The organism is Rhizobium sp. CB3171, from assembly GCF_029714265.1.
GTDB lineage: Bacteria > Pseudomonadota > Alphaproteobacteria > Rhizobiales > Rhizobiaceae > Rhizobium.
In genome coordinates this window covers 754,177-776,455 of sequence record NZ_CP121652.1, presented here as the reverse complement: position 1 = coordinate 776,455, position 22,279 = coordinate 754,177, and the positions used below count along the sequence as shown (strand labels likewise).

24 protein-coding genes and 1 tRNA gene are annotated in these 22,279 nt (G+C 59.4%); 15 read left to right on the top strand and 10 right to left on the bottom strand.

Annotated features, from left to right (window positions below; genetic code table 11):
- Window positions 1-117: 117 nt before the first annotated feature.
- The 4 genes from QA648_RS03835 to QA648_RS03820 all read right to left on the bottom strand — a co-directional run bounded on the left by QA648_RS03835 (window position 118) and on the right by QA648_RS03820 (window position 4,502).
- Entirely contained in the window at window positions 118-1,179 is a 1,062-nt protein-coding gene (locus tag QA648_RS03835) for a porin (RefSeq protein ID WP_104822499.1), read from the bottom strand.
- 619 nt (window positions 1,180-1,798) lie between these two features.
- A tRNA-Ser gene (locus QA648_RS03830) sits at window positions 1,799-1,889 on the bottom strand.
- A 128-nt stretch (window positions 1,890-2,017) separates the two neighbouring features.
- Entirely contained in the window at window positions 2,018-3,235 is a 1,218-nt protein-coding gene (locus tag QA648_RS03825) for an FAD-dependent oxidoreductase (protein WP_283049713.1), read from the bottom strand.
- Window positions 3,236-3,383: 148 nt separating this feature from the next.
- Window positions 3,384-4,502, bottom strand: coding sequence for a Gfo/Idh/MocA family oxidoreductase (locus tag QA648_RS03820; RefSeq protein WP_283049712.1), 1,119 nt, complete (start codon window positions 4,500-4,502; stop codon window positions 3,384-3,386).
- 233 nt (window positions 4,503-4,735) lie between these two features.
- Here QA648_RS03820 and QA648_RS03815 point away from each other — a divergent pair, with 233 nt between their 5' ends.
- From QA648_RS03815 to iolB, 5 genes are all read left to right on the top strand, one after another.
- Window positions 4,736-5,611, top strand: coding sequence for a MurR/RpiR family transcriptional regulator (locus QA648_RS03815; RefSeq protein ID WP_104822496.1), 876 nt, complete (start codon window positions 4,736-4,738; stop codon window positions 5,609-5,611).
- A 188-nt stretch (window positions 5,612-5,799) separates the two neighbouring features.
- Window positions 5,800-7,734, top strand: coding sequence for a 5-dehydro-2-deoxygluconokinase (gene iolC, locus QA648_RS03810; protein WP_283049710.1), 1,935 nt, complete (start codon window positions 5,800-5,802; stop codon window positions 7,732-7,734).
- Window positions 7,735-7,810: 76 nt separating this feature from the next.
- Entirely contained in the window at window positions 7,811-9,661 is a 1,851-nt protein-coding gene (iolD, locus tag QA648_RS03805) for a 3D-(3,5/4)-trihydroxycyclohexane-1,2-dione acylhydrolase (decyclizing) (RefSeq protein ID WP_283049708.1), read from the top strand.
- A gap of 67 nt (window positions 9,662-9,728) precedes the next feature.
- The gene (gene iolE / locus QA648_RS03800) at window positions 9,729-10,646 is read left to right on the top strand and encodes a myo-inosose-2 dehydratase (RefSeq protein WP_283049707.1); all 918 of its coding nucleotides are present in this window, start codon (window positions 9,729-9,731) and stop codon (window positions 10,644-10,646) included.
- A 73-nt stretch (window positions 10,647-10,719) separates the two neighbouring features.
- Window positions 10,720-11,517, top strand: coding sequence for a 5-deoxy-glucuronate isomerase (gene iolB, locus QA648_RS03795; RefSeq protein WP_283049705.1), 798 nt, complete (start codon window positions 10,720-10,722; stop codon window positions 11,515-11,517).
- Between the two features lie 40 nt (window positions 11,518-11,557).
- Here iolB and QA648_RS03790 read toward each other — a convergent pair whose 3' ends face one another.
- From QA648_RS03790 to QA648_RS03780, 3 genes are all read right to left on the bottom strand, one after another.
- Window positions 11,558-12,925, bottom strand: coding sequence for an MATE family efflux transporter (locus tag QA648_RS03790; protein WP_283049704.1), 1,368 nt, complete (start codon window positions 12,923-12,925; stop codon window positions 11,558-11,560).
- A gap of 68 nt (window positions 12,926-12,993) precedes the next feature.
- Window positions 12,994-13,431, bottom strand: a complete 438-nt coding sequence (locus tag QA648_RS03785) for a glyoxalase superfamily protein (RefSeq protein ID WP_104822490.1) — start codon at window positions 13,429-13,431, stop codon at window positions 12,994-12,996.
- A gap of 241 nt (window positions 13,432-13,672) precedes the next feature.
- The gene (locus tag QA648_RS03780) at window positions 13,673-14,119 is read right to left on the bottom strand and encodes a host attachment family protein (protein WP_104822489.1); all 447 of its coding nucleotides are present in this window, start codon (window positions 14,117-14,119) and stop codon (window positions 13,673-13,675) included.
- Window positions 14,120-14,347: 228 nt separating this feature from the next.
- Between QA648_RS03780 and QA648_RS03775 the strand changes: the two genes are divergently transcribed.
- Both QA648_RS03775 and QA648_RS03770 read left to right on the top strand, forming a co-directional pair.
- Window positions 14,348-14,746, top strand: coding sequence for a pilus assembly protein PilZ (locus QA648_RS03775; RefSeq protein ID WP_104822488.1), 399 nt, complete (start codon window positions 14,348-14,350; stop codon window positions 14,744-14,746).
- A gap of 91 nt (window positions 14,747-14,837) precedes the next feature.
- Window positions 14,838-15,950 (top strand): pyridoxal phosphate-dependent aminotransferase, encoded by a 1,113-nt coding sequence (locus QA648_RS03770; protein ID WP_283049702.1) that lies wholly within the window; start codon window positions 14,838-14,840, stop codon window positions 15,948-15,950.
- Window positions 15,951-16,083: 133 nt separating this feature from the next.
- Here QA648_RS03770 and QA648_RS03765 read toward each other — a convergent pair whose 3' ends face one another.
- The gene (locus QA648_RS03765; RefSeq protein WP_104822486.1) at window positions 16,084-16,347 is read right to left on the bottom strand and encodes a sel1 repeat family protein; all 264 of its coding nucleotides are present in this window, start codon (window positions 16,345-16,347) and stop codon (window positions 16,084-16,086) included.
- 459 nt (window positions 16,348-16,806) lie between these two features.
- On the opposite strand from QA648_RS03765, the gene QA648_RS03760 reads away from it, so the two are divergent.
- The 4 genes from QA648_RS03760 (at window position 16,807) to QA648_RS03745 (ending at window position 19,386) form a co-directional block, all read left to right on the top strand.
- Window positions 16,807-17,145, top strand: a complete 339-nt coding sequence (locus tag QA648_RS03760; RefSeq protein ID WP_283049700.1) for a DUF2147 domain-containing protein — start codon at window positions 16,807-16,809, stop codon at window positions 17,143-17,145.
- A gap of 182 nt (window positions 17,146-17,327) precedes the next feature.
- Window positions 17,328-17,504 carry a hypothetical protein gene (locus QA648_RS03755; RefSeq protein ID WP_181316024.1) on the top strand — a complete coding sequence of 59 codons (177 nt, stop codon included), beginning with the start codon at window positions 17,328-17,330 and terminating at the stop codon, window positions 17,502-17,504.
- 118 nt (window positions 17,505-17,622) lie between these two features.
- The gene (locus QA648_RS03750; RefSeq protein WP_104822484.1) at window positions 17,623-19,128 is read left to right on the top strand and encodes an AMP nucleosidase; all 1,506 of its coding nucleotides are present in this window, start codon (window positions 17,623-17,625) and stop codon (window positions 19,126-19,128) included.
- A 42-nt stretch (window positions 19,129-19,170) separates the two neighbouring features.
- Window positions 19,171-19,386, top strand: a complete 216-nt coding sequence (locus tag QA648_RS03745) for a hypothetical protein (RefSeq protein ID WP_283049698.1) — start codon at window positions 19,171-19,173, stop codon at window positions 19,384-19,386.
- 124 nt (window positions 19,387-19,510) lie between these two features.
- Here QA648_RS03745 and QA648_RS03740 read toward each other — a convergent pair whose 3' ends face one another.
- Window positions 19,511-20,218 (bottom strand): YafY family protein, encoded by a 708-nt coding sequence (locus tag QA648_RS03740; RefSeq protein ID WP_283049697.1) that lies wholly within the window; start codon window positions 20,216-20,218, stop codon window positions 19,511-19,513.
- Between the two features lie 74 nt (window positions 20,219-20,292).
- Here QA648_RS03740 and QA648_RS03735 point away from each other — a divergent pair, with 74 nt between their 5' ends.
- A complete protein-coding gene (locus QA648_RS03735; RefSeq protein WP_104822481.1) occupies window positions 20,293-20,691 on the top strand; it encodes a VOC family protein in 399 nt (132 codons plus the stop codon).
- Window positions 20,692-20,769: 78 nt separating this feature from the next.
- Here the strand turns inward: QA648_RS03735 and QA648_RS03730 are convergent, their stop codons facing one another.
- Window positions 20,770-21,000, bottom strand: a complete 231-nt coding sequence (locus QA648_RS03730) for a hypothetical protein (RefSeq protein ID WP_104825036.1) — start codon at window positions 20,998-21,000, stop codon at window positions 20,770-20,772.
- Between the two features lie 156 nt (window positions 21,001-21,156).
- On the opposite strand from QA648_RS03730, the gene QA648_RS03725 reads away from it, so the two are divergent.
- The 3 genes from QA648_RS03725 to QA648_RS03715 are packed head-to-tail and all read left to right on the top strand — an operon-like array spanning window position 21,157 to window position 22,275.
- Entirely contained in the window at window positions 21,157-21,516 is a 360-nt protein-coding gene (locus QA648_RS03725; protein ID WP_283049695.1) for a YciI family protein, read from the top strand.
- Between the two features lie 10 nt (window positions 21,517-21,526).
- Window positions 21,527-21,889 (top strand): YciI family protein, encoded by a 363-nt coding sequence (locus QA648_RS03720; protein WP_283049694.1) that lies wholly within the window; start codon window positions 21,527-21,529, stop codon window positions 21,887-21,889.
- A gap of 23 nt (window positions 21,890-21,912) precedes the next feature.
- Window positions 21,913-22,275 (top strand): YciI family protein, encoded by a 363-nt coding sequence (locus QA648_RS03715; protein ID WP_283049693.1) that lies wholly within the window; start codon window positions 21,913-21,915, stop codon window positions 22,273-22,275.
- The last annotated feature ends 4 nt before the right edge of the window (window positions 22,276-22,279 follow it).

Genomic DNA, 22,279 nt, shown 5'->3' with positions numbered 1-22,279 from the left:
TTCTCCGGTATCCAAAGCAGCGAAGATCGGACTGTCCGAAATACAAAAAGCCCGGCTCAAAAGCCGGGCTTTTCGTCACCAATGTGACAATCAGATTATGACCGAGGTCAAACCAGATTAGAAGGTACGCTCGAAGCGGAGGATACCAGCCCACTGATCTTCGTTGATCGAATCCCAGTTGGTGTAGGAAACTTCCGGCTCGATGAGCAGGTTCTTAACCGGGTTCCACTTGATGTTCGTCGTAGCGGCGAAGATCTTGGAGTCGGTGTAAGCGAGCTGCAGGTTCCACTTCAGCTTTTCGTTGATCGGAACGCCAACGCCGCCCCAAACTGCCCAATCGCCCCAGCCGATGTCAGCAGCGTCGCCGCCACCGTTCGAGCCAGCGTACTTGTTCAGCTTGTCGCCGTCGGTGTTCCAGCCGCCCATGATGAAGGCAGAGAGAACGCCGAAGTCAGCGTCGATACGAGCCTTGATGGCACCTTCTTCGACGATGGAGTCATAACCACCAACGACCTTGAAGGACCATGCGCCAGCCTTGTAGCCAGCACCGGCAACGACGTCCGGAGCGTAGTGATCCGAGCTGTCTTCGCCGTTAGAGCCATGTGCGCCAACGCCAGAGTTGCTGTCTTCCAACGAGATCACAGCCGTGAAGCCGTTGCCGGCGTCGTAGTTGTAGGTGATCTGGTTGAGTTCGTACGGGCCGTCATAGACCACGTCGTCGTTGATGACGTCGCCGGCATAACCGGTGAACTGGTTGAACCAGGAGTCCGTCTTACCAACGGTAAAGCCGCCGAGGCTGATGTATGCCCAGAGAAGGTTGGTGCTCGTGGAGCCGCCTTCCTGCCAATCCCAACGCAGGATGGTGTTGGTCTTCAGCGGACCGTATTCGGTGTCGGTCGCGGTGTCGATGTTGAGCTCGGCGCGGGTGTGCCAGAGCGTGCCACGAACGTTGTTCGGGTTGTAAGCGTCGTACCATTCACCTTCGGTACGAACCTTGCCGCCGATCTTGAGGCAGGTTTCGGTGCCCGGAATGAAGAAGTAGCCAGCGCCGTATGCGTCGCAGATGCGAACGTATTCGAGCGGCTCCGGCTCAGCGGCAACAACAGCGTCAGCCGCGTGAGCACCGGAAACTGCTACGAGCGCAGCAGCGGAGCCGAGAAGAAGGCTCTTGATGTTCATTATTGACCTCCAGTCAAAGTTTCAATCGAGAATGAGAACTACCCGAAGGCATTCCCTGCCCCATCCTCGTGTTTCAAGAAGTGGACGATCAATCGCCCTCGCTTCCGAGATTGAAAATACAAGACGCGAACTGTCACGCAATCTACATCTTACCGGAAAGGGGGATTTGCGTGAGCCTTCCGTAATTCCTGTTGCCGAAAGGACACAAGTCCGCCACACGGGCCTCGGATTTGTTTATAGTTTGTTAAGAAAGCCCTTACGGTACCGGCACTTACAGGCTGCTTTTAAATGAGGACGTAGACGCGTGGCCGGCCGTCACAATGGCCGATCCAAGGCAAAACCATGGCTGCCGCGACGTCGTGTTCGCTGTTTTCGACATTTGCCGGGATAGTCATCAACAGTGCGAAGCAAGCAAAATCACCTTCGCCATCTCAGCATAGCATCGAGAGCCAGTGATTCTGCCACGACCGATTCGATCGAGAATCGGTTTTATCGATCATGTGCCAGCAAGATTGCAGCGAAATGACAAAAAGAGAATCGGCAACGACTGACGTGAGAGGTCGTTTGATATCAACGATGAAGGGGGAAAATAGCTGTCCTGCAAAATGCAAAAGCAGGATGGCGGAGAAGATGGGATTCGAACCCACGATACGCTTTTGACGTATACTCCCTTAGCAGGGGAGCGCCTTCGACCACTCGGCCACCTCTCCGGTGCGGCCCTGATACGGCCAATCATTTATCGACGCAAGCGCTTTTTCGCCTCCCTGCACGTTCTCCCTGCATTCGGCGGTGCGCGCATCCTGCAGGGAGAACTAGATAGCCGGCGTGCGGGTCCCTCTTAACGCAGCAACTCCTTAAGGTCCGCGGCCGAATCGGCCAGGATAGCCTTTGCCGGGTTGACGCCGCTTTCCAGTAGCTTCTTGCCAGTCACATAGGCCTTTGCGTCGTTGATAGCATCGACGGCGATGAAGCGGCCCTCCTTGAAATACCAGACCGAAGCCGATCCTTCGCGAGCGCCGGCGCGCAAAAGGGTTTCGTCATAGCCGACGTTGAAACCGGCGATCTGCAATTTTACGTCATATTGATCCGACCAGAACCATGGCTTCGGATCGTAGGGCTCGTTGCCGCCTGCAATGATTCCGGCTGCGGCTTCGGCCTGGTCGACGGCATTCTGTACCGATTCGAGACGGATGCGGCCGCCGTTCCAAGGCAGTTCCGCGCAATCACCCGCAGCGAAGATCGCGGGGTCGGAGGTGCGGGCAAACGAATCGACGATGATACCGTTGCCGACTTCCAGCCCCGCTTCCTTGGCCAGCCGGTCATTCGGGGCAACGCCGATGCCGACGATGACGAAATCGACATCTATGGTGGACCCGTCCGACAGCTCGGCGGCGACGACATGGCCGTTCTTGCCAACCAGTTGCTTCAGGCCCGTCTTTTCGCGGATGACGACATCATGTCCACGATGAATAGTCCGCATGATGTCAGCCGTCTCCTTGGCGGCGACGCGCTGCAGGATCCTGTCTGCCATTTCTATAAGCGTGACTTCGAGGCCGCGATGGCGGGCAACCGCCGCCGCTTCGAGGCCGATATAGCCGCCGCCGATGATGAGAACACGGCGGCCCGCGCGCATTTCGGCAGCGAGCTGATCGGCATCGCGTTTGTCGCGGGCGAGATAGACGCCTTCAAGCGCGCCCCCGACGGAGGGCGGCAACTCGCGCGGCGTTGCGCCGGTCGCCAGCGCCAGCGTGTCATAGCCCAGCGCCGAACCGTCCTGCATGACCACTTGTTTTGCCGCGCGATCAATCTGCTCGACCCAGGTGGACAAACGGATCTCGACATTGTTGTCGGCATACCAATGCTCAGGGCGGAACAAGAGCCGGTCGAAGGCCATCTCGCCGAGAAGATATTTTTTTGTCAGCGGCGGTCGCTGATAGGGAAGGTTTTCCTCCGCGCCGATGATAGTGATCGGCCTCGAATCTCCAAGCGCCCGCAATTTGGCGGCAAGCGCGAAACCGGCCTGCCCGGCCCCGACAATGACCAATCTGCCCGTCACGATCCTTACTCCATTATATATGGTTATGGCGGCTCGTTACCTTGATATAGGCGTCGCCCTCGCGGTTTTCAGGGGTAACGCCTACCCTTGCAAGCGTCAATCATAGCTGACCTTGCGCCAGAGATCGGGGGAAAATTGGGGCAGGACTTCAGGCCAGTATCTCGACCCAGCGGCGCTCATGGAATGATCGGGCCATGGCGTGCACCGACTTTTCGATGCGCAAACCGTCCAAGAAGCTTACGACGGACGCCGCGTCGCCGGAAATGGCGCGGATCAGCTCCCGGCATTCGATGATCTTCAGATCATTGAAACCGAGTCCGTGGCCAGGCGCAGGGATGAACCGGTCATAGGGTCGGTGCGCCGGCGCCGCAAGAATTCTGCGGAAGCCCTGTTCGGTTTGCCTGCCGTCCGCCTGATAAAGCTCGAATTCGTTCATGCGCTCCTGGTCGTAGACGATCGAGCCTTTCGAGCCGTAGATCTGCAGCGCAATGCGGCCCTTGCGCCCCCAGGCGGAGCGATTCGCCATCAGCACCGCAGAAATACCGCCCCCGAGCCGCATCAGCACATTGGCGAGATCGTGATTCTCAACGGCGCGGCGCCCGCCGTCCTTCAACGGCCGTTCGGCATAGGGCTTCACCATATCGGTGATGACAGCTTCGACATGGCCGAACAGAAACCAGAGCAGCGACAGCGGATGCACTGCGAAATCGTCAAGCGCGCCATAGCCGCCGGCAAGCTCGCTCTTCCAATAGAAGAGGCCCTCCGGATCGGCCATGAAGTCTTCATCCATTTCGACACGGACGTGATTGACCTCGCCGATCGCGCCTTCGCCGATCAGCGCCTTGATATGCCGCATCACGGGATTCTGAATATAGTTGTAGCCGAGGACGGCGACCTTGCCCGAGGCCTTGGCGGCGCTCAGCATGCGTTCGGCGTCGGTATAGGCCGGCGCCATCGGCTTTTCGCACCAGACATGCTTGCCGGCTTCCAGCGCCGCGATCGCCATTTCCGGATGGAATTGATTGGGCGTGGTGACGGAGACGACATCGACCTCGGGATCGGCGATCAGCTCACGCCAATCGGCGGTCGCCTTTTCGAAGCCGAATTCATCGCCACGCATTTTTGCCAGGTCGGGATTGGCTTCGGCAAGATGCACGAGACGCGGTCGCTCAACATCGCCGAAGACTGTCTTGACCGCATTCCACGCCAGCGCATGGCATTTGCCCATATAGCCGGTTCCGATCAATCCGACGCCAAGCGACTTCATATCCATTTCCTCCACCGGCTTCCTCCTGAAGCCCGCGGCGATTTTTGGAATATTTGGACCGTTTTGACAAGCCGGCGCATCGGCCAATTGCGCCACATCGTCAGCGGAATGGAATTTATTGAAGTAAATTCATACACTTAAAAATAATCGTGCCGAGTTATCCAAAATCCGTTATCGTGCAAAATATGGAATATTTGTTTCATTGACGGGTATGACGTCGAGAAGGGTGAGGCATGGACAACGAAATCGAAACGCGAACCAAGGTGCCGCGGGATTTTGAAAGCCTTCGCAGCATCATCATCGAGCGTAAGAATTCCATGCCGAAACGTCTGGCGCAAGTCGCGGCTTTCGCACTCGGCAATCCGGATGAAATCGCCTTCGGTACCACCGCAAGCATTGCCACCGCCGCGGATGTCCAGCCTTCGACGCTGGTGCGTCTTGCCCATCATCTCGGTTACGGCGGCTTCTCCGACCTGCAGAGCATTTTCCGCGAGCGGCTGCGCGACCGGACGCTGAGCTACGAAGAGCGGCTGATCACGCTCGAGCAATCCGGCATCGAGGACGAAGAGGCCGGGATTCTCTCAGGCTTTCTCTCTGCCGCCAGCCAGTCGGTCAACAAGCTCGCCGCCACGATCGAGACGGATACGTTTGCCAAGGCGGTGGATGTGCTCGCCGCTGCCGAGACGATCTATCTTATCGCCAAGCGCCGTTCCTATCCGCTGACGGCGCATATGACCTACGCCTTTTCCAAACTGAACATCCGCCATCAGATCGTCGCTTCGCCGAACGGCATCGACGGCGAGCTTGCCCGCTTTGCCACGGAAAGGGACGCGGCGATTGCCGCAAGCTTCTCTCCCTACGCTGCCGACAGCCTCGCCCAAGCGCAGGACCTCGCCGCACGCAATGTCCCGGTCATCGCCATCACCGATTCGGCCTTTTCACCGCTTACCGGCTGCGCCACCCACTGGTTCGAGGTGGCGGAGGCCGATTTTGCCGGCTTCCGCTCGCTGTCGGCATCCATGGCGCTGATCATGGCCTTCCCTGTCGCCATCGCCGAACGGCGGAGGAAAGAAGCGGTTGCAAAATTCCACAAAACCAAAATGGAATAAACATTCCGAATTGACAAAATTACGGAACCAATGTTTCATTACATCCATGAACGCGGCTGCGGGAGATGGCCGCAAAATAGACCAGAGCCCGGACGAAAACGAAGACGGACGGACCGGCACATTCAATAATGCGTGACCCCATAGAAAACTGAAGAGTTATCGGGATCATGCCTGGACGGGAGGACATTATGGCACACGACAATCCTGGCGCCCAGCCGGAGCCGACACTCGACGTGATCACCATCGGACGCTCCTCCGTCGATCTTTATGGACAGCAGATCGGCTCGCGGCTGGAGGATATTGCATCTTTTGCGAAATCCGTCGGCGGCTGCCCGGCCAATATCGCGATCGGCACGGCTCGCCTTGGCTTGAAATCCGGCTTGATCACCCGCGTTGGTGACGAGCAGATGGGCCGCTTTATCCGTGAACAGACGGCACGCGAAGGCGTCGCGACGGAAGGGATTGCCACCGACAAGGAGCGGCTGACGGCACTGGTGTTGCTTGCTGTCGAGGCCGAGGGCGTCTCGCCGATGATCTTTTATCGTTCCGACTGCGCCGACATGGCGCTCGACGAGGGTAATATCGATGAGAATTTCATTCGATCATCCCGCGCCGTCCTCGTCTCTGGCACGCATTTTTCCAAGCCGAACACGGAAGCCGCGCAACGCAAGGCGATTCGCATCGCCAAGGCGAACGGCCGCAAGGTGATCTTCGACATCGACTACCGGCCGAATCTCTGGGGCCTCGCCGGCCACGCCGAGGGCTTCGAACGTTATGTAAAGTCGGATCGCGTGTCCTCGAAGATGAAAGAGACGCTGCCGGATTGCGACCTGATCATCGGGACCGAAGAGGAGATCATGATTGCCTCGGGCGCAGATGATGTGCTCGGCGCTCTCAAGGAAATCCGCCGCCTTTCCTCGGCAACCATCGTGCTGAAGCGCGGCGCCATGGGCTGCATCGTTTATGATGGCCCTATCTCGGATGACCTCGAAGACGGCATTGTCGGCCAGGGCTTTCCGATCGAGGTGTTCAACGTTCTCGGCGCCGGCGATGCCTTCATGTCCGGCTTCTTGCGCGGCTTCCTGCGCGACGAACCGCTGAAGACCTGCGCCACCTGGGCCAATGCCTGTGGTGCCTTTGCGGTCTCCCGCCTGCTCTGCTCGCCGGAATATCCGACCTGGGCCGAGCTCGATTTCTTCCTGAAGACGGGCAGCAAACACCGGGCACTGCGCAAGGACGAGGCGATCAACCATATTCATTGGGCGACGACCCGACGCGGTGAGATCCCGCTGCTGATGGCGCTTGCCATCGATCATCGCTCGCAACTCGTCAGCGTCGCCGACGAGCTGGGCATCGGCCATGACAGGATCATTGCCTTCAAACGGCTTGCGGTCGAGGCGGCTGCGCGTGTTTCGGGCGGTCGGTCCGGCTATGGCATGCTCATCGACGAGCGCTTCGGCCGCGACGCCTTCTTCGACGCAGCCACGAAGAATTTCTCCTGGATCGGCCGTCCCGTTGAATTGCCGGGCTCGAAGCCGCTGAAATTCGAGTTCAGCCAGGATATCGGTTCGCAGCTCACCGAATGGCCCCTCAATCATTGCATCAAATGCCTCTGCTTCTATCATCCCGACGATCCCGCGGAGTTGAAGGCGGAGCAGCAGGAGAAACTACGCACCCTGTTCGAAGCGGCGCGTAAGGTCGGCCGCGAGCTGTTGGTCGAGATCATCGCCGGCAAGAACGGGCCGCTGACTGACGATACGATCCCAACGGCAATGGAAGAGCTCTATGCGCTCGGCATCAAGCCGGACTGGTGGAAGCTGGAACCGCAGGAATCGACCGCGGCCTGGAAAAAAATCGATGCCGTGATCGCCAAAAATGATCCATTGTGCAGGGGTATCGTGCTGCTTGGCCTGGAAGCGCCGGCGGAGGAATTGATCCGCAGCTTCGAGGCGACGCTGGCCGCGCCCTCAGTCAAGGGTTTTGCCGTCGGACGGACGATCTTTTCCGATGCGGCACGCGCCTGGATGTCGGGCGGCATGAACGACGAGGAAGCGATCGCCGACATGGCTGGCCGCTTCCGACAATTGACCCAGGCGTGGCTGAAAACCCGCGGCCTGGAATAGAAGGCGCATTGCTCCGAAAAGTTTCGGGGAAAGCGATGCGCAAACAATGGACTAAAATGCATTTGGGAGGCGCCCCATGGGCAAGACGATCCGATTGACGATGGCACAGGCTGTCGCGCATTTCCTCAAAAAGCAGATGACGGTAGTCGACGGCCAGAAGCAGCCGATCTTCGGCGGCGTCTGGGCGATCTTCGGCCATGGCAACGTTGCCGGCATGGGGGAAGCGCTCTACCAGGTGCGCGACGAGTTGCCGACTTTCCGTGCCCATAACGAACAGGGCATGGCGCATGCCGCCATCGCCTATGCGAAGGCCGGTTTCCGTCAGCGCTTCATGGCCTGCACGACATCGATCGGTCCCGGTGCGCTGAACATGGTGACTGCCGCCGGCGTCGCGCATGTCAACCGCATCCCCGTGCTGTTCCTCCCCGGCGATGTCTTCGCCAACCGCGCCCCCGATCCGGTGCTGCAGCAGATCGAGGATTTTGGCGATGGCACGGTGTCAGCCAACGATGCCTTCCGTCCGGTTTCGCGCTATTTCGACCGCATCACCCGGCCCGAGCAGATCATCACGGCGCTGAAGCGCGCCATGCAGGTGCTGACCGACCCGCTCGATTGCGGTCCGGTGACATTGTCGCTTTGCCAGGACGTGCAGGCTGAAGCCTTCGACTATCCGGAGAGCTTCTTCGAGGAACATGTCTGGACGCAGCGCCGCCCACAGCCGGATGCGGACGAACTGGCAAACGCCATCGCGCTGATCCGCACATCCGAAAAGCCCGTGATCGTCGCCGGCGGCGGCGTGCTCTATTCACAGGCAACGAAGGAGCTTGCCGCTTTCGCGGAAGCGCACGGCATTCCGGTCGTCGTGACGCAGGCGGGTAAATCGGCGATCGACGAGACGCATCCGTTGGCGCTTGGCTCGGTCGGCGTTACCGGCACATCGGCCGCCAACGCGATTGCCGAGGAAACCGATCTGGTGATCGCGGTGGGCACCCGCTGCCAGGATTTCACCACCGGTTCCTGGGCGCTCTTCAAGAACGAAAAACTGACGATGATCGGCCTCAACATCGCGGCCTATGATGCGTTCAAGCACAATGGCCACCCCTTGGTGACGGATGCGCGCGAAGGACTAAAGGCCCTGTCCGCCGGCCTTTCCGGCTGGAAAGCTCCGGCAGTGCTTGTCGAGAAGGCTACACAGGAAAAGAAGATCTGGATCGAGGCTGCCGCCAAGGCCATGGCGACGACGAATAGCGCCCTGCCCTCCGACGCCCAGGTGATCGGCGCCGTCACTCGCACGATCGGCGACGAGAAAAGCATCCTCCTGTGCGCGGCCGGCGGCCTGCCCGGCGAATTGCACAAGCTCTGGCCGGCGACCGCGCCCGGCAGCTACCATATGGAATACGGCTTCTCCTGCATGGGCTATGAGATCGCCGGCGGCCTTGGCGCGAAGATGGCGCGGCCGGACAAGGAAGTCATCGTCATGGTCGGCGACGGCTCCTACATGATGCTGAATTCGGAGCTGGCGACCTCGGTCATGCTCGGCCTGAAACTCACGATCGTCCTTCTCGACAACAGGGGCTACGGCTGCATCAACCGGCTGCAAATGGCAACCGGTGGCGCCAACTTCAACAATCTGCTCAAGGACTCGCGCCACGAGATCATGCCGGAGATCGATTTCCGGGCGCATGCCGAGAGCATGGGGGCCGTTGCGGTCAAGGTCGCTTCCATCGCCGAGCTGGAACAGGCGCTCGAAGCAACGAAAAAGAACGACCGCACCTCGGTCATCGTCATCGACACCGACCCGCTGATCACCACAGACGAAGGCGGCCACTGGTGGGATGTCGCCGTTCCCGAGGTCAGCCCGCGCGCCGAGGTCAACAAGGCCCGCGCCGCCTACGAGCAAGCTCGCGCCTCCCAGCGTATCGGCTGATCGCTTTACGTCCTATTTCTGGAGGAGCGTTTCAGCTCCTCCGGCATTATTTTCAAGGAGACCATTGATGAAGGCCAAACTCGGCATGTCGCCCATCGCCTGGTGGAACGACGATCTTCCTGAGCTCAGCGACGACGTATCCCTTGAGGAATGCCTGCGGCAATCGCGCAGTGCGGGCTTCACCGGCATGGAACAGGGCCGGCGTTTCCCCAGCAATCCGGATGAAATGCTGCCCATCCTGCGCGCCGCCGACGTGACGCTCTGCGGCGGCTGGTTCTCCGGCACGCTTGTCAATGAGGAGCTGGCCGCCAACAAGGACCGCATCGCGCCGATGATCGCGCTGTTCAAGGCCGTCAATGCGCCCTGCATCGTCTATGGCGAAGTCGGCCGTTCCATACAGGGCGACCGCTCCAAGCCGCTCGCCACCAAGCCGCGCCTTTCCGATGACGAGATGAAGGCCTATGCCCGCCGCGTCACCGAATTCGGCGAATGGTGCGCCGAGCAGGGCATGCCGCTCTCCTACCATCATCACATGGCCGCAGTCGTCGAAACCGAACCGGAACTCGACGCCTTCATGCGCAATTCCGGCGCAGGCATTCCGCTTCTGCTCGATGCCGGTCACCTAGCCTTTGCCGGCGGCGACGTTCTGCGTGCCATCGACAACCACCACGCCCGCATCAACCACGTTCACGTCAAGGATATCCGCAAGCCCGTTGTGGATGGTCTGGATCGCAGCCGCCAATCCTTCCTCGACGCAGTGGCGCTCGGTGCGTTCACGGTGCCGGGCGACGGCTCGCTTGATTTCGGCGCCATCGTCCAGCGTCTGGCCGATTACGGCTATGAAGGCTGGTTCGTGGTCGAGGCCGAACAGGACCCGCGCAAGGCGCCGCCGCAGAAGATGGCCGAGATCGGTCATGCCGAGCTGATGCGCGTCATGACAGCGGCGGGCTATACGGTGGAAACCGAAGGCTTTCCCAAGGGGTAAAGACGAGCGCCCCTCCTCGCCCGCTATCCAGGGGTTGGCGAGGAGGCTCCCAAGCAATAGAGGACGAACACCCATGCCAAATCTCAAGGTCAAACCTGATGGCTCCCATGGTCGTGTCAGCCATGTCACGCCCGAAAGCGCCGGCTGGACGTATGTCGGCTTCGACCTTTACCGGCTGAAACCCGGCGAGACCGCCTCCGCCGAGACGGGCAATCGCGAGGTCTGCCTGGTCTGGGTCAGCGGCAAGGCGAGCGCCAAGGCTGGCGCGAAGGATTTCGGCTCGCTTGGCGGACGCATGAGCCCCTTCGAAGGCGCGCCGCATGCGCTTTATATTCCGGCCGGCTCCAACTGGTCCGTCGTCGCCGAGACCGACCTCGAACTGGCCGTCTGCTCCGCTCCTGGCGGCGGCTCGTATGAAGCCCGCGCCATTCCGCCCGGCACGCATCCGGCGGTAACGCGCGGCAAGGGCACCAATGTCCGCTATGTCAACAACATCATGCCGGAGGATGACGGCGCGGCGCATTCGCTGCTCGTGGTCGAAGTCATCACGCCGGGCGGTCACACCTCCTCCTATCCGCCGCACAAACATGATCAGGACAGTCTGCCGAACGAAAGCTTCCTCGAGGAGACCTATTATCACCGCCTGAACCCGCCTCAGGGGTTCGGCTTCCAGCGGGTTTATACCGACGATCGTTCACTGGACGAGGTCATGGCGCTGGAGGACGGCGATGTGACGCTTGTGCCCAAGGGATATCACCCATGCGCGGCCTGCCATGGCTACGACCTTTATTATCTCAACGTCATGGCCGGCCCGAAACGCGTCTGGAAGTTCCACAACGCGCCGGAACATGAGTGGCTCCTCAAGGCCTGAATGCCGCTAAAGGCCGCGCCTCAAGGACGCGGCCTTTTGCTCATACCGGTAGCAGACCGTATCGCCAGCCGCGGTCCCTGGCGTTGCGCGACAGTACCAACCACGTAAGCAGAAGCATTCCCGTTTCGGCGAAGACCGGCACCATCCAGATTCCGGTTTCGCCGAAGGCGAAAGGCAGCAGGAATGTCAGGGGCAGCGTAAAGAGATAGGGTCGCGCCAGGCCGAAGATCGCCGCTCGCTTCGCATCGCCGATCGACTGGAAATAGGACGACAGCACGATCATCTGCCCGAAGAGGAAATAGGCGCCGACCGTCCAGGGCAAAATCCGTCCCACCTCCGCAACGATGACGGCATCGCCGACAAAGACGCCACCAAGCCTGCCCGCCAGCATTTCGACGGCCAATTCCACCGCGCTGCAATAAATCAGCGCCGACACCATCGCGATCTGCAGGCTCCGGCCGACGCGGGCGGGAAGCGCGGCGCCGTGGTTGTGACCGGATATCGTCTGCAGGGCGATGCTGAGGCCGAGGAGCGGCAGATAGGCGAAGGTCATCACGCGGGTGATGATTCCGTATGCCCCGACCGTCGCGACATAATCCCCCTGGTGCCAGATCGCCAGATTGAAGAGGATTGCTGCGGAACTCAGGGATATGCCGATGAAACCGAGGCTCATCGGCGCGCCGAAGGCTATGATCCCGCGCCATTCGGCAACCGGAAACGATATCGAGGGCCTCAGTGCGCCTGGCTGCCGCCAGCGGTAGAGCAGGATGATCGCCAGGCATATGAATTGCGCCGCGATCGACCCTGCGGCTGAGCCGATGACGCCCCAATGCAGTATCGCCATCAGCAGCCAGTTGGCGAGGATATTGAGCAGGGTGGAGGCAAGCGTCACCAGCGTCATGAAGCCAATCTTGCCTTCGCAACGCAGAGCGTCGACATGCACCGACAACAGGAAGCTCACCGGAGCAAAGCCGATCATGATGCCCATGAACGCGCCGGCATTGGCGGCGATAGCGGCATTATCAGCCGCAGCCGTCACGATGATCTGCCGCCCGATCGTCCAATAGAGCGCATTGACAAGGATCACCACAGCCAAGGCCAGGCCATGGGCGGCGCTGAAAGCCTGCCTCGCCCCAGGGCGATCTCCTGCCCCCAGGCGGCGCGCCAGGATGCTCGCCATGCCGTTGGAGACCAGCGATTGTAGCGCGATCAGCAGCATCAGTGCCGGAAAAATGAGGCTGACCGCCGAAAGGGCATCGGCACCCACATAGGCACCGAGGAAATAAGCATCGACGACGGCAAACAGGCCGTTGACGGTCGTGATCATGATGATCGGCGCAGCCGTGCGGGCAAAGACGCCCGGCAGCCAGCCGCTCAGGAACATGTTGCGTTCGGAATGATTCGTCATGGAAAAAATCCAGGCAGCATCGCGCGTCGACAAATGCCGGCCGCGATCGAATGATGAAGGGGTGAATGCTAGATGTCCAAAACCAGATGCGGCACGCCGTCGGAGGTCTTGCGCGGCGAAATGCCGTTGACGTCGATCTGGGCGTTGATGCGCTGGCGGAAGGCCGAGAAGCTCTCGAAGGTCACGACATCCACCGGAGCGTCGAAATGGATGGTGATCCTGTAAAGCCCGCCGGACTGCTCCGAGAGCGTCAGGACCTTGCCGGTGAAGGGCTGGTTCAGGTAGCGGCCGCGAACTGCGGTCCCGACGGCAACCGGTGCGCTCGGCGGCGTATTCGGTTTTGCGGCAAGCGCCGAAAGCGTGTTCCAGTCACGCAGCCCGTATTGCTTGGCGACCAATTCAAGGGCCGCGCTATGGGCCACGTCGCCACCGCGCTCGGCCATGGCTTGGCGTAAACGTTTGGCCTGCGCTTTCAATTCATCGATGGACGGATAGATCGTCGTCACGGAGTCAGCCTCTTAAAAGGCATGCATTTACGACTGCAGATCGGAGCTCGCATTACCGCCAGTCAGCATGCGCCAGATGGCTGTGACCAAATTCGCGAGGCTTCACCATGGATTTTCATCCGCGGGCGGCCGGTGCCTCGAACCGGATTTTCCGTATGATCGAAGCTAATGCCGCTGTCAAGATGAGGCTATGCAGGCGCATTCACCGAAACAGGGCGATATTTCGCCCCTTTCCAACTTCTCAGGCGACAAGATGACGCTCGATCTGATCGACGGGAAAATTCGTCAGGTCCTTGCCGACTTCTGCCACGATAACCGCCTGCGAATGCGCCCCGAGATGGGGCCTCAGGACGCCGAGTGCGCGCGGGGGCGCCACGAGGATGAGGCGGTTGATACCTTTCTGCTGCACGAGCGCATCGACCTTTGCCGCGACATTTTTCAAAAATTCCGCCGCCGCCTGCTCGTGCCATTCCGTTTCTTCCACGGCGCTGCCTGCAAACCCGTCGGCCTGGTGCGTGCGTCCTGGTTTGTCCGCGCCGAGTTCCCGATCCGGTTCATGCGGCTGCTCCATGGTTTCGCAGGTTTTCAAATCTGGATGGGGGCCGCCATTCGAACTCTTCAGGATCAGCGCCTTGGCACCGTCGCAAACGACAACCCACGTTCCTCGGGAAATTTTGATATCGACCATCGTTCCTGTCCTTGCGCTTTGTGATACGGCCAAAAAACCGTCGATAAAAAAAGAACGTCTCGTAACGCGAAGGGTTCAAAAACTGCCTGTGGAGGATGCGATATCGCCCAACCGGCTGAAAAACCGCCGATTCGTTAAAATTCGATTGGCCCTGTTGACGCTTACGCAAAATCTCCGTGCAAGGTTCATGCTATAAACCGAGATGAATTCGGTGGCCTCCAACGGGGAATGACAATGCTTCGCGCAACGCATCTGGCGAAAGTCAAATCCGAAGTCTACGAGCACAGGTGGGAACGGTTCTTCGTTCAACGCCCGGCGCGTATCATTGCCGTGCGCCCATGCCTGACAGGCATTTCGGTGCGCAGCGCCGAGATCATCGACATCTCGCAGGGCGGCGCCAGTTTCATCGTCGGCACGACCGTAGGCCTGCCAAGACATTATTATCTGAACATCCTTGGCCTTGCCTATCGCATCGGTTGCGCCGAAATCAGCCGGATAGACAATCGGGTCAACGTTCGCTTCATCAACCTGATCGAACCGGAAACATTGAGACGCGTCGTGCGCGCCGATTTCATGATCGGCAACACGGAGGCACTCGCTGCCCGAGGCCAACGCCAGCGGCAATAGCCGTCGGCACCAGGCTTTTCCGCCCTTGCAACGGCTCGCCAAGCGCCTATTGTGCTGCGCCTTGCAACAGAATTCGGGAAGATAAGCCAGAATGTCCGCCTTTTCGCGCTTCACCCCGCTGATCAGCGCCCTCCCCTCCACCGTGCCCTTCGTTGGCCCGGAAGCATTGGAACGTCAGCGCGGCCTGACCGTCCAGGCGCGTATCGGCGCCAATGAAAACGGCTTCGGCCCTGCCCCTTCCGTCATCGAGACCATGCGCGAGCAGGCAGGCGATATCTGGAAATACAACGATCCGGAAAATTTCGCATTGAAGGCAGCGCTCGCCGCGCATCTCGGCATCACGTCCGCGAACATCGCCATCGGCGAAGGCATCGACAGCCTGCTCGGTCTCATCGTGCGCATGGTGGTCGAGCCGGGAGCACCCGTCGTCACGTCGCTCGGTGGCTATCCGACCTTCAATTTCCATGTCGCCGGTTTCGGCGGCCGGCTGGTAACGGTGCCCTATGTCAACGATCGCGAGGATCTCGATGGGCTGCTGGAGGCGGTGAAGCGCGAAAACGCGCCGCTCGTCTATTTCGCCAACCCCGACAATCCGATGGGAAGCTGGTGGGACGCCGACAAGATCGTCGACTTTGCCCGCGCCTTGCCGGAAAGCTGCCTGTTCATCCTCGACGAGGCCTATAGCGAAACCGGCCCCGCCGGCTCCTTGCCCGATATTTCCGCGCTGATCGATCTGCCGAATGTGCTGCGCACCCGCACCTTCTCCAAGGCTTATGGCCTTGCGGGCGCGCGTGTCGGCTATGCCATTGGCGTGCCGGAGACAGTGTTGGCTTTCGACAAGATCCGCAATCACTTCGGCATGAACCGGCTGGCGACCGCAGCCGCGCTCGCGGCGCTGAAGGATCAGGCCTATCTCGCCGAAGTCGTCGGCAAAATCCACGCCGCGCGGGAACATATCGGCGTGATCGCCCGCAACAACGGGCTTTCGCCGCTTGCCTCCGCCACCAATTTCGTTGCTGTCGATTGCGGCCGCGATGGTGCCTATGCGCGCGCCATCGTCGATGGGCTGATCCAACATGGCGTCTTCATCCGCATGCCCGGCGTGGCGCCCCTCAATCGCTGCATTCGCATCAGCGTCGGCCCGAAGCACGATCTCGACCTTCTGGCCGAAGCACTGCCGAAGGTGTTGAAGGCGATCGGCTGACACCGAAAATATCAAAAAACCGCGCCGGCCTTGTTTCCTGCCGGTCGCGGTTTTCCTGATTGTGGCAGCGCGCCTCTCCGCCCGCTGCCGGTCCCCTCTTTCGAGGCTATTGTCGTATTCTTTGTGGCGCGCTTCAGTGCGTTGTCATCCACTCGCGGGCGGCGCGGAGCGCTGCGGCGAGCTGCATCTTGGTCAACGTTGCTGCGACGTCGGCGCGGAGCTCGGCGGCGCGGTCGCTGCCCTTGATGGCGGCGATGTTCAACCATTTATGGGCGGCAACGAGGTCTGCCTGGCAGCCCCTGCCGGTCGCATAGATTATGCCCAGCTCGCAAAGGGCCTCAGCGCTGTTGCCACCCATCATGGCCATTTCGGATGTCGGTATTTCGAAGCGTGCCATCGGTTCAATCCCTGTTTCAGTTTATTCGTTATCGACCCTGTTTTTCCTTCCAGACCTTGCCGTCTATCGCGGCTTGATGATCCTTCCGGTCGGCGGGTTTGCCCCGCTCGTTTGATGACTTCACTATCGCAGACGGCTTTCAAAAAACGGCTAAAATGCATGCTTAATTCGATGCAAACAAAGTACAAATGCTTGGTAAACTTGGGATTTTGTTAAACATCGCTTCCCTTGCAAATTAAGGATTGTTGGGCGAGCTTTACACCTCGTTAAGATTTGGATCTAAACCCTTCGTTCACCACGAAAACAGCCGCTGAAACAAGGTGCGTTATTTTTTCGATGTGACAGGGCGGCTGATCTGCGGCGAAAATCGCGCCGGAAAGTGTATTTGCCTTTGCGTTCGTATTGGATAACGTCACCACGTCCGGGCTGGGGCCGAAGGACATTCGGGGAGGAAAGATTATGATCCGTGCCACCATTCTCACCGCCGCGCTGTTCCTTAGCGCAGGCGTAGCCTTGGCCGACGAGCCGATCGTCGGCAATTGGAAGACCAAGGAGGGTGATACCGCCGCCATCACGCCTTGCGCCGAGAGCTACTGCGTAACGCTGAAGACCGGCAAATATGCCGGCCGCCAGATCGGCAAGATGCAGGGCAAGGACGGAACCTACACGGGCGAACTTACAGATCCCGAGGACAACAAGACCTATAGCGGCTCCGGCACTGTCAGCGGTAAAACCGTGAAGATGCAGGGCTGCGTGCTCAAGATCTTCTGCAAGTCGCAAACCTGGACGAGGCTTTAGAGAATACTTCGCCCGAGCGAAGGCGGGGCCGATCAATACGTGCTTCGCTCAGGAAAGACCTTTAGTTCAAGGTTATGCACCTGCTAATATTTCTGAACACTGGATGAACCAGTGTCTCAGCACCTGTTCAGCCTGACCATGGCAAAACAGTGTCCAGGATAGGGCACGGGTAGGCCAGGACAATGAACACGATCATCATGGCGCGGCGTTTCGGCATCATCATGCTGTTTGCCGCCATCTTTGCGATTACATTTTCGGTGGCGGTGGAGCATACCGGCCGCAGCGGTGCGCAATCGCATTTCGGCGCAAGCTTCACTTGCCTGCAGACAGGCAGCCCCTATTGCACGACGGTACAATAGAGCAAGCCACTGACTTCGAGAATCGGACGCCGAAGCGGCATTAAAAATAGCTGCGAAAATCGGAGATCGCGCGTTGCAACGTCGTTTGCTTGTTAAAAACGACTCTCTATAATAGCGCATGAGCAACCGAATCTCTCCTTTTTCACCCCTCGATATTTCTTCACCCAGCCCGTTTCAGCCGCAGAGCTTCGACGATCCAGCCAAGGCCGTCGATGCTCTGACTGAGCTTTACGAGCGCAACACCGCGTTTCTGATCGACAGCTTCACGAAGCTGGCCAAGGGTGCGCCGATCACGGCGCGCTACCGCGCCTTCTATCCACAGGTCAGCATCGAGACGACAAGCTTCGGCCATGTCGACTCGCGTCTTTCCTATGGCCACGTCACCGCACCCGGCGTCTACACGACCACCATCACCCGTCCGCAGCTATTCCGCCATTATCTGAAAGAACAACTAGCCCTGTTGATGCGCAGCCATAATGTGCCGGTCGTGGTGTCGGAATCGACGACGCCGATCCCGCTGCATTTCGCCTTCGGCGAAGGCGCGCACGTCGAAGCTTCGGCCGCCGCTTTCGACGATATTCCGCTGCGCGATATCTTCGATACGCCGGACCTGAACACCACCGACGACGAGATCGCCAATGGCGAATATATTCCGCCACCCGGCGAACCCTCACCCCTTGCGCCGTTTACCGCGCAACGCATCGACTATTCGCTCGCCCGCCTCGCCCACTACACCGCGACCAGCGCGACCCATTTCCAGAACTTCGTGCTCTTTACGAACTATCAGTTCTATATCGACGAATTCTGCCACTGGGCGCGCGATCTGATGGCCAAGGGCGGCGGCGACGGCTACACCGCCTTCGTCGAGCCGGGCAATATCATCACGCTGGCTGGCGCCAGCCAACCGGAGGGCACCACGACCGCGCCACGGTTGCCGCAGATGCCGGCCTACCATCTGAAAAAGAAGGGCCATGCCGGCATCACCATGATCAATATCGGCGTCGGCCCGTCCAACGCCAAAACGATCACCGACCATGTCGCGGTGCTTCGTCCGCATGCCTGGCTGATGCTCGGCCACTGCGCCGGCCTGCGCAACAGCCAGCGGCTCGGCGACTATGTGTTGGCGCATGCCTATATGCGCGAGGATCACGTTCTCGACGACGACCTGCCGGTGTGGGTGCCGATCCCGGCGCTTGCCGAAGTGCAGGTGGCGCTGGAAGCAGCCGTGGCCGAAATCACGGGCTACGAAGGCTTCGAGCTGAAGCGCATCATGCGCACGGGCACGGTCGGCACGATCGACAATCGCAACTGGGAACTGCGCGATCAGGCAGGGCCGGTGAAACGCCTGTCGCAGGCCCGCGCCGTGGCGCTGGACATGGAATCGGCAACGATCGCCGCCAACGGTTTCCGTTTCCGCGTTCCCTACGGCACGCTGCTCTGCGTCTCCGACAAGCCGCTGCACGGTGAGCTGAAACTGCCAGGCATGGCGACCGCCTTCTACCGCACGCAGGTGAACCAGCATCTGCAGATCGGCATCCGCGCCATCCAGAAGCTGGCGGCGATGCCACCGGAAGCGCTGCATTCACGCAAGCTGCGCAGTTTCTTCGAAACGGCGTTTCAGTGACCTATCGATAACGCGGCAATCGCAGTTGACAGAGGAAATGCAGTGCCGTGGATGAGCTTTGACGGTGGTTCGACGGTCGGCCGTCAGGGTTCAGAAGGTGGCGTCATTGTTTTGGACGAAGAACATAGCGCCGGCGCGCGCATCACACTTGAGAGGTGTGATCGCGTGCCATTTGCCATTACCTGCGGCCTCTACGGCAATATGGTCCACACCGTTTTTATCGGCAGTGAGCAGGAGGGCTGGACACCTTCCATGTGATCAAGACGAATCTTGAAGAACTAATCGCGATCTGGCCGGAAAACGATGCACCGGCCGATCAAGTGTCCAGATTTTATGTTGCGATCTCGGATTTTGTGCAGCGCTTTTAACGCAGCCCTATTTCCTAAGTGGGGGTCTGGAGTAGCTTGAATTGTTCCGCTCTCCATTGCTGCCACTTACGACGGAGTTCACCGGCGCGCAGGCCAATGGTTTCGTCGCACAGAATTGCCGTAGTGATCCTGTCGCAGCGGAAGTGTCTGAAATCCTGGCGTAATTCGCACCAGGCCACCAGCATACGATGGCTCTCCGCGTAGCCGAGGATAACCGGCCACACAATACGGTCTGTTATCTCGCCGTTCTCTGCCCGATAGCACAACGCCAATTTACGCCTCTGACGGATCGCTTCCCGGATGTCGGCAATGTCAATGATTTCCGTTGGTGGGCGCGAGCCTGGTTTCACACCCATGCTTGGCTCGGCGATAAACGGCCGCAAGTTTTCAGGAACGGCGGCCGCAATTTTGACGATGACATCACGGGCGGCGTTGGCGATGAGAGTGTCGGAATGGCCAGCGACCCATTGCGCGCCCAATATCACAGCCTCGATTTCATCGGGCGTAAGCATAAGCGGCGGCATGTCGTAGGCGGAATCGAGCAAATAGCCGAAGCCGGCTTCACCTGAAATCGGCACCCTCTGGCCAACGAGATCGCTAATGTCGCGGTAAACGGTGCGTTTCGAAACCTCAAGTTCTTCCGCAATGTTAGCGGCAGTCACCGGCCGGGTATTCCGACGCAGAATTTGAATGATCTGAAACAGGCGATCTGCTCGACGCATGTGCTGACTCCTGCTGCCATAATGGTGGCAACAGGGCTGTGCGACAAGCTCCATCATGTCAAAAGGAGCCCACAATGAAATTTGCATCGACACGCATCATCACCGCGGACATCAAGCAACTGGTCGCTTTCTACGAGATGATCGCCAACGTGAAAGCGCAGTGGCTAGCGCCGGTCTTTGCCGAAATAGTCTTGCCCGGCGCTGTACTAGCGATTGGTTCATCGGAAACGGTTGCGCTCTGGAAGGAAGGCAGCGCTGAACCTTGCGCCAATCGCAGTCTCATCCTGGAGTTTCAGGTCGACGATATCGACGCCGAATATGCTCGTCTCAAAGACAAAGTGCCCCTCGTGCATGAACTCAAGACAATGCCCTGGGGCAACACAACGTTTCAGTTTCGGGACCCTGATGGAAATGCCGTTTCGCTTTATATGCCGAGTACCGACGAAGCAAAGAAGCGATTTGCCACCAGATAAAGTGACAGCCGCGATCGCAAAAAGTCGGAGTTTTGCGGCACATATCCCGCACTTCAGTTAGGGCGGGCATCTCGCCCTTTATTCTTTCGCCGCCGGCATCAGCCTTATTTGATCGACGGTCGCGACCTGCGGCCGGTCGATCGTCGGCGTTGCCATCCAATTGAGGCAGAGGATCAGAACCGCAAAGGCTGCAAAGCCGGCCATGGTGCGAAGAACGACCTTGCCGAGATCGGGCGTCTCCATCAGATCCTTCTCCGACAACGTCTTTCTGGTCCAGTAATTCACCAACGCCGTTTCCAAGGTGTGCATGTCCGTCTCTCCTTTGGTGATGACGGAACCTTGTCGAGTGGCCTCGGGCGTTTTCGACAGCGAAGAAATTTTTTGTCATGCTGCTGATGGGGATGTCGATTTGCTTGCGGACCACTCGTCTATGGCTGTCAGCAAATGGAAAGAGGAGACGCTGCGATGAAATATCTTTGCCAGGTCTGGTTCGACGGCACGAAGCTCGATGCCATGACGCAGGAGGAAAAGCACAGGCTCGATTCGGATTCGCTCGGCTATGACCGCGATCTGATGGCAAGCGGCCACATGATCCACGCCGAGGCCCTGCAATCACCAAGCTCAGCCGTGACCGTACGGGTCCGCAACGGCGAGACATCCGTCACGGATGGCCCCTTCATCGAAACCAAGGAATATCTCGGCGGCTTCATCCTGATCGATGCCAAGGACCTGAACGACGCGATCCGCGTCGCCGCAGGCATTCCGCTGGCAAAGCTCGGCAGCATCGAAGTGCGGCCGATCTATTCCTTCGGTCCTGAGGCTTGAGGAGGCGACGATGAAATTTCTCTGCCAGGTTTGGTTCGAAACTGCCGAGATCATGTCCCTCACCGAGGAAGAAGGCCGGCGGCTGACGCAGGAATCCATCGACAACGACAACAGGCTGCGCGACAGCGGCCATATCGTCGTGGCAAACGCATTGCGCGCGCCTGAGACCGCGAGAACGGTGCGGGTACGCAAGGGCGAGAGCACCGTCACTGACGGCCCCTTTGCCGAAATAAAGGAGCATCTTGGCGGCTTCGTATTGATCGAGGCGAAGGATATGGAGGAGGCAACCCGCATTGCCGCCACGTTCCCCGTCGCCAAGTATGGCATGATCGAGGTCCGCGCGGCCTATGACATCAGGTTTCCGAATGAATAGGCATAAGGTGGGAGGACATGGATATGCGGTTTCTATGCTTGATCTACACGTCCGCCGACGTGGACGGCACGTTGACCTCCAGCGAGGTCGACAGCTTGATCGCCGAGCACTTTGCCTATGACGAGAGCCTGCGGAAGAAGGGCACGCTGATCCTTTCGGATGCTCTGGCTACGCCCGACAAGGCCATTGTCATCCGCCCACGCGGATCGGCACTTTCTACAACGGATGGCCCTTTCGTCGAGACGAAGGAGCATCTGGCCGGCTTCTATCTCGTCGAGGCTGCCAATATGGCCGACGCAATGGAGATTGCCCGACGCATCCCCTCCGGCCGCCACGGCGCCATCGAAATCCGCCCGATCCGGATACTCACCCTTCCCGGCACCTGACAGG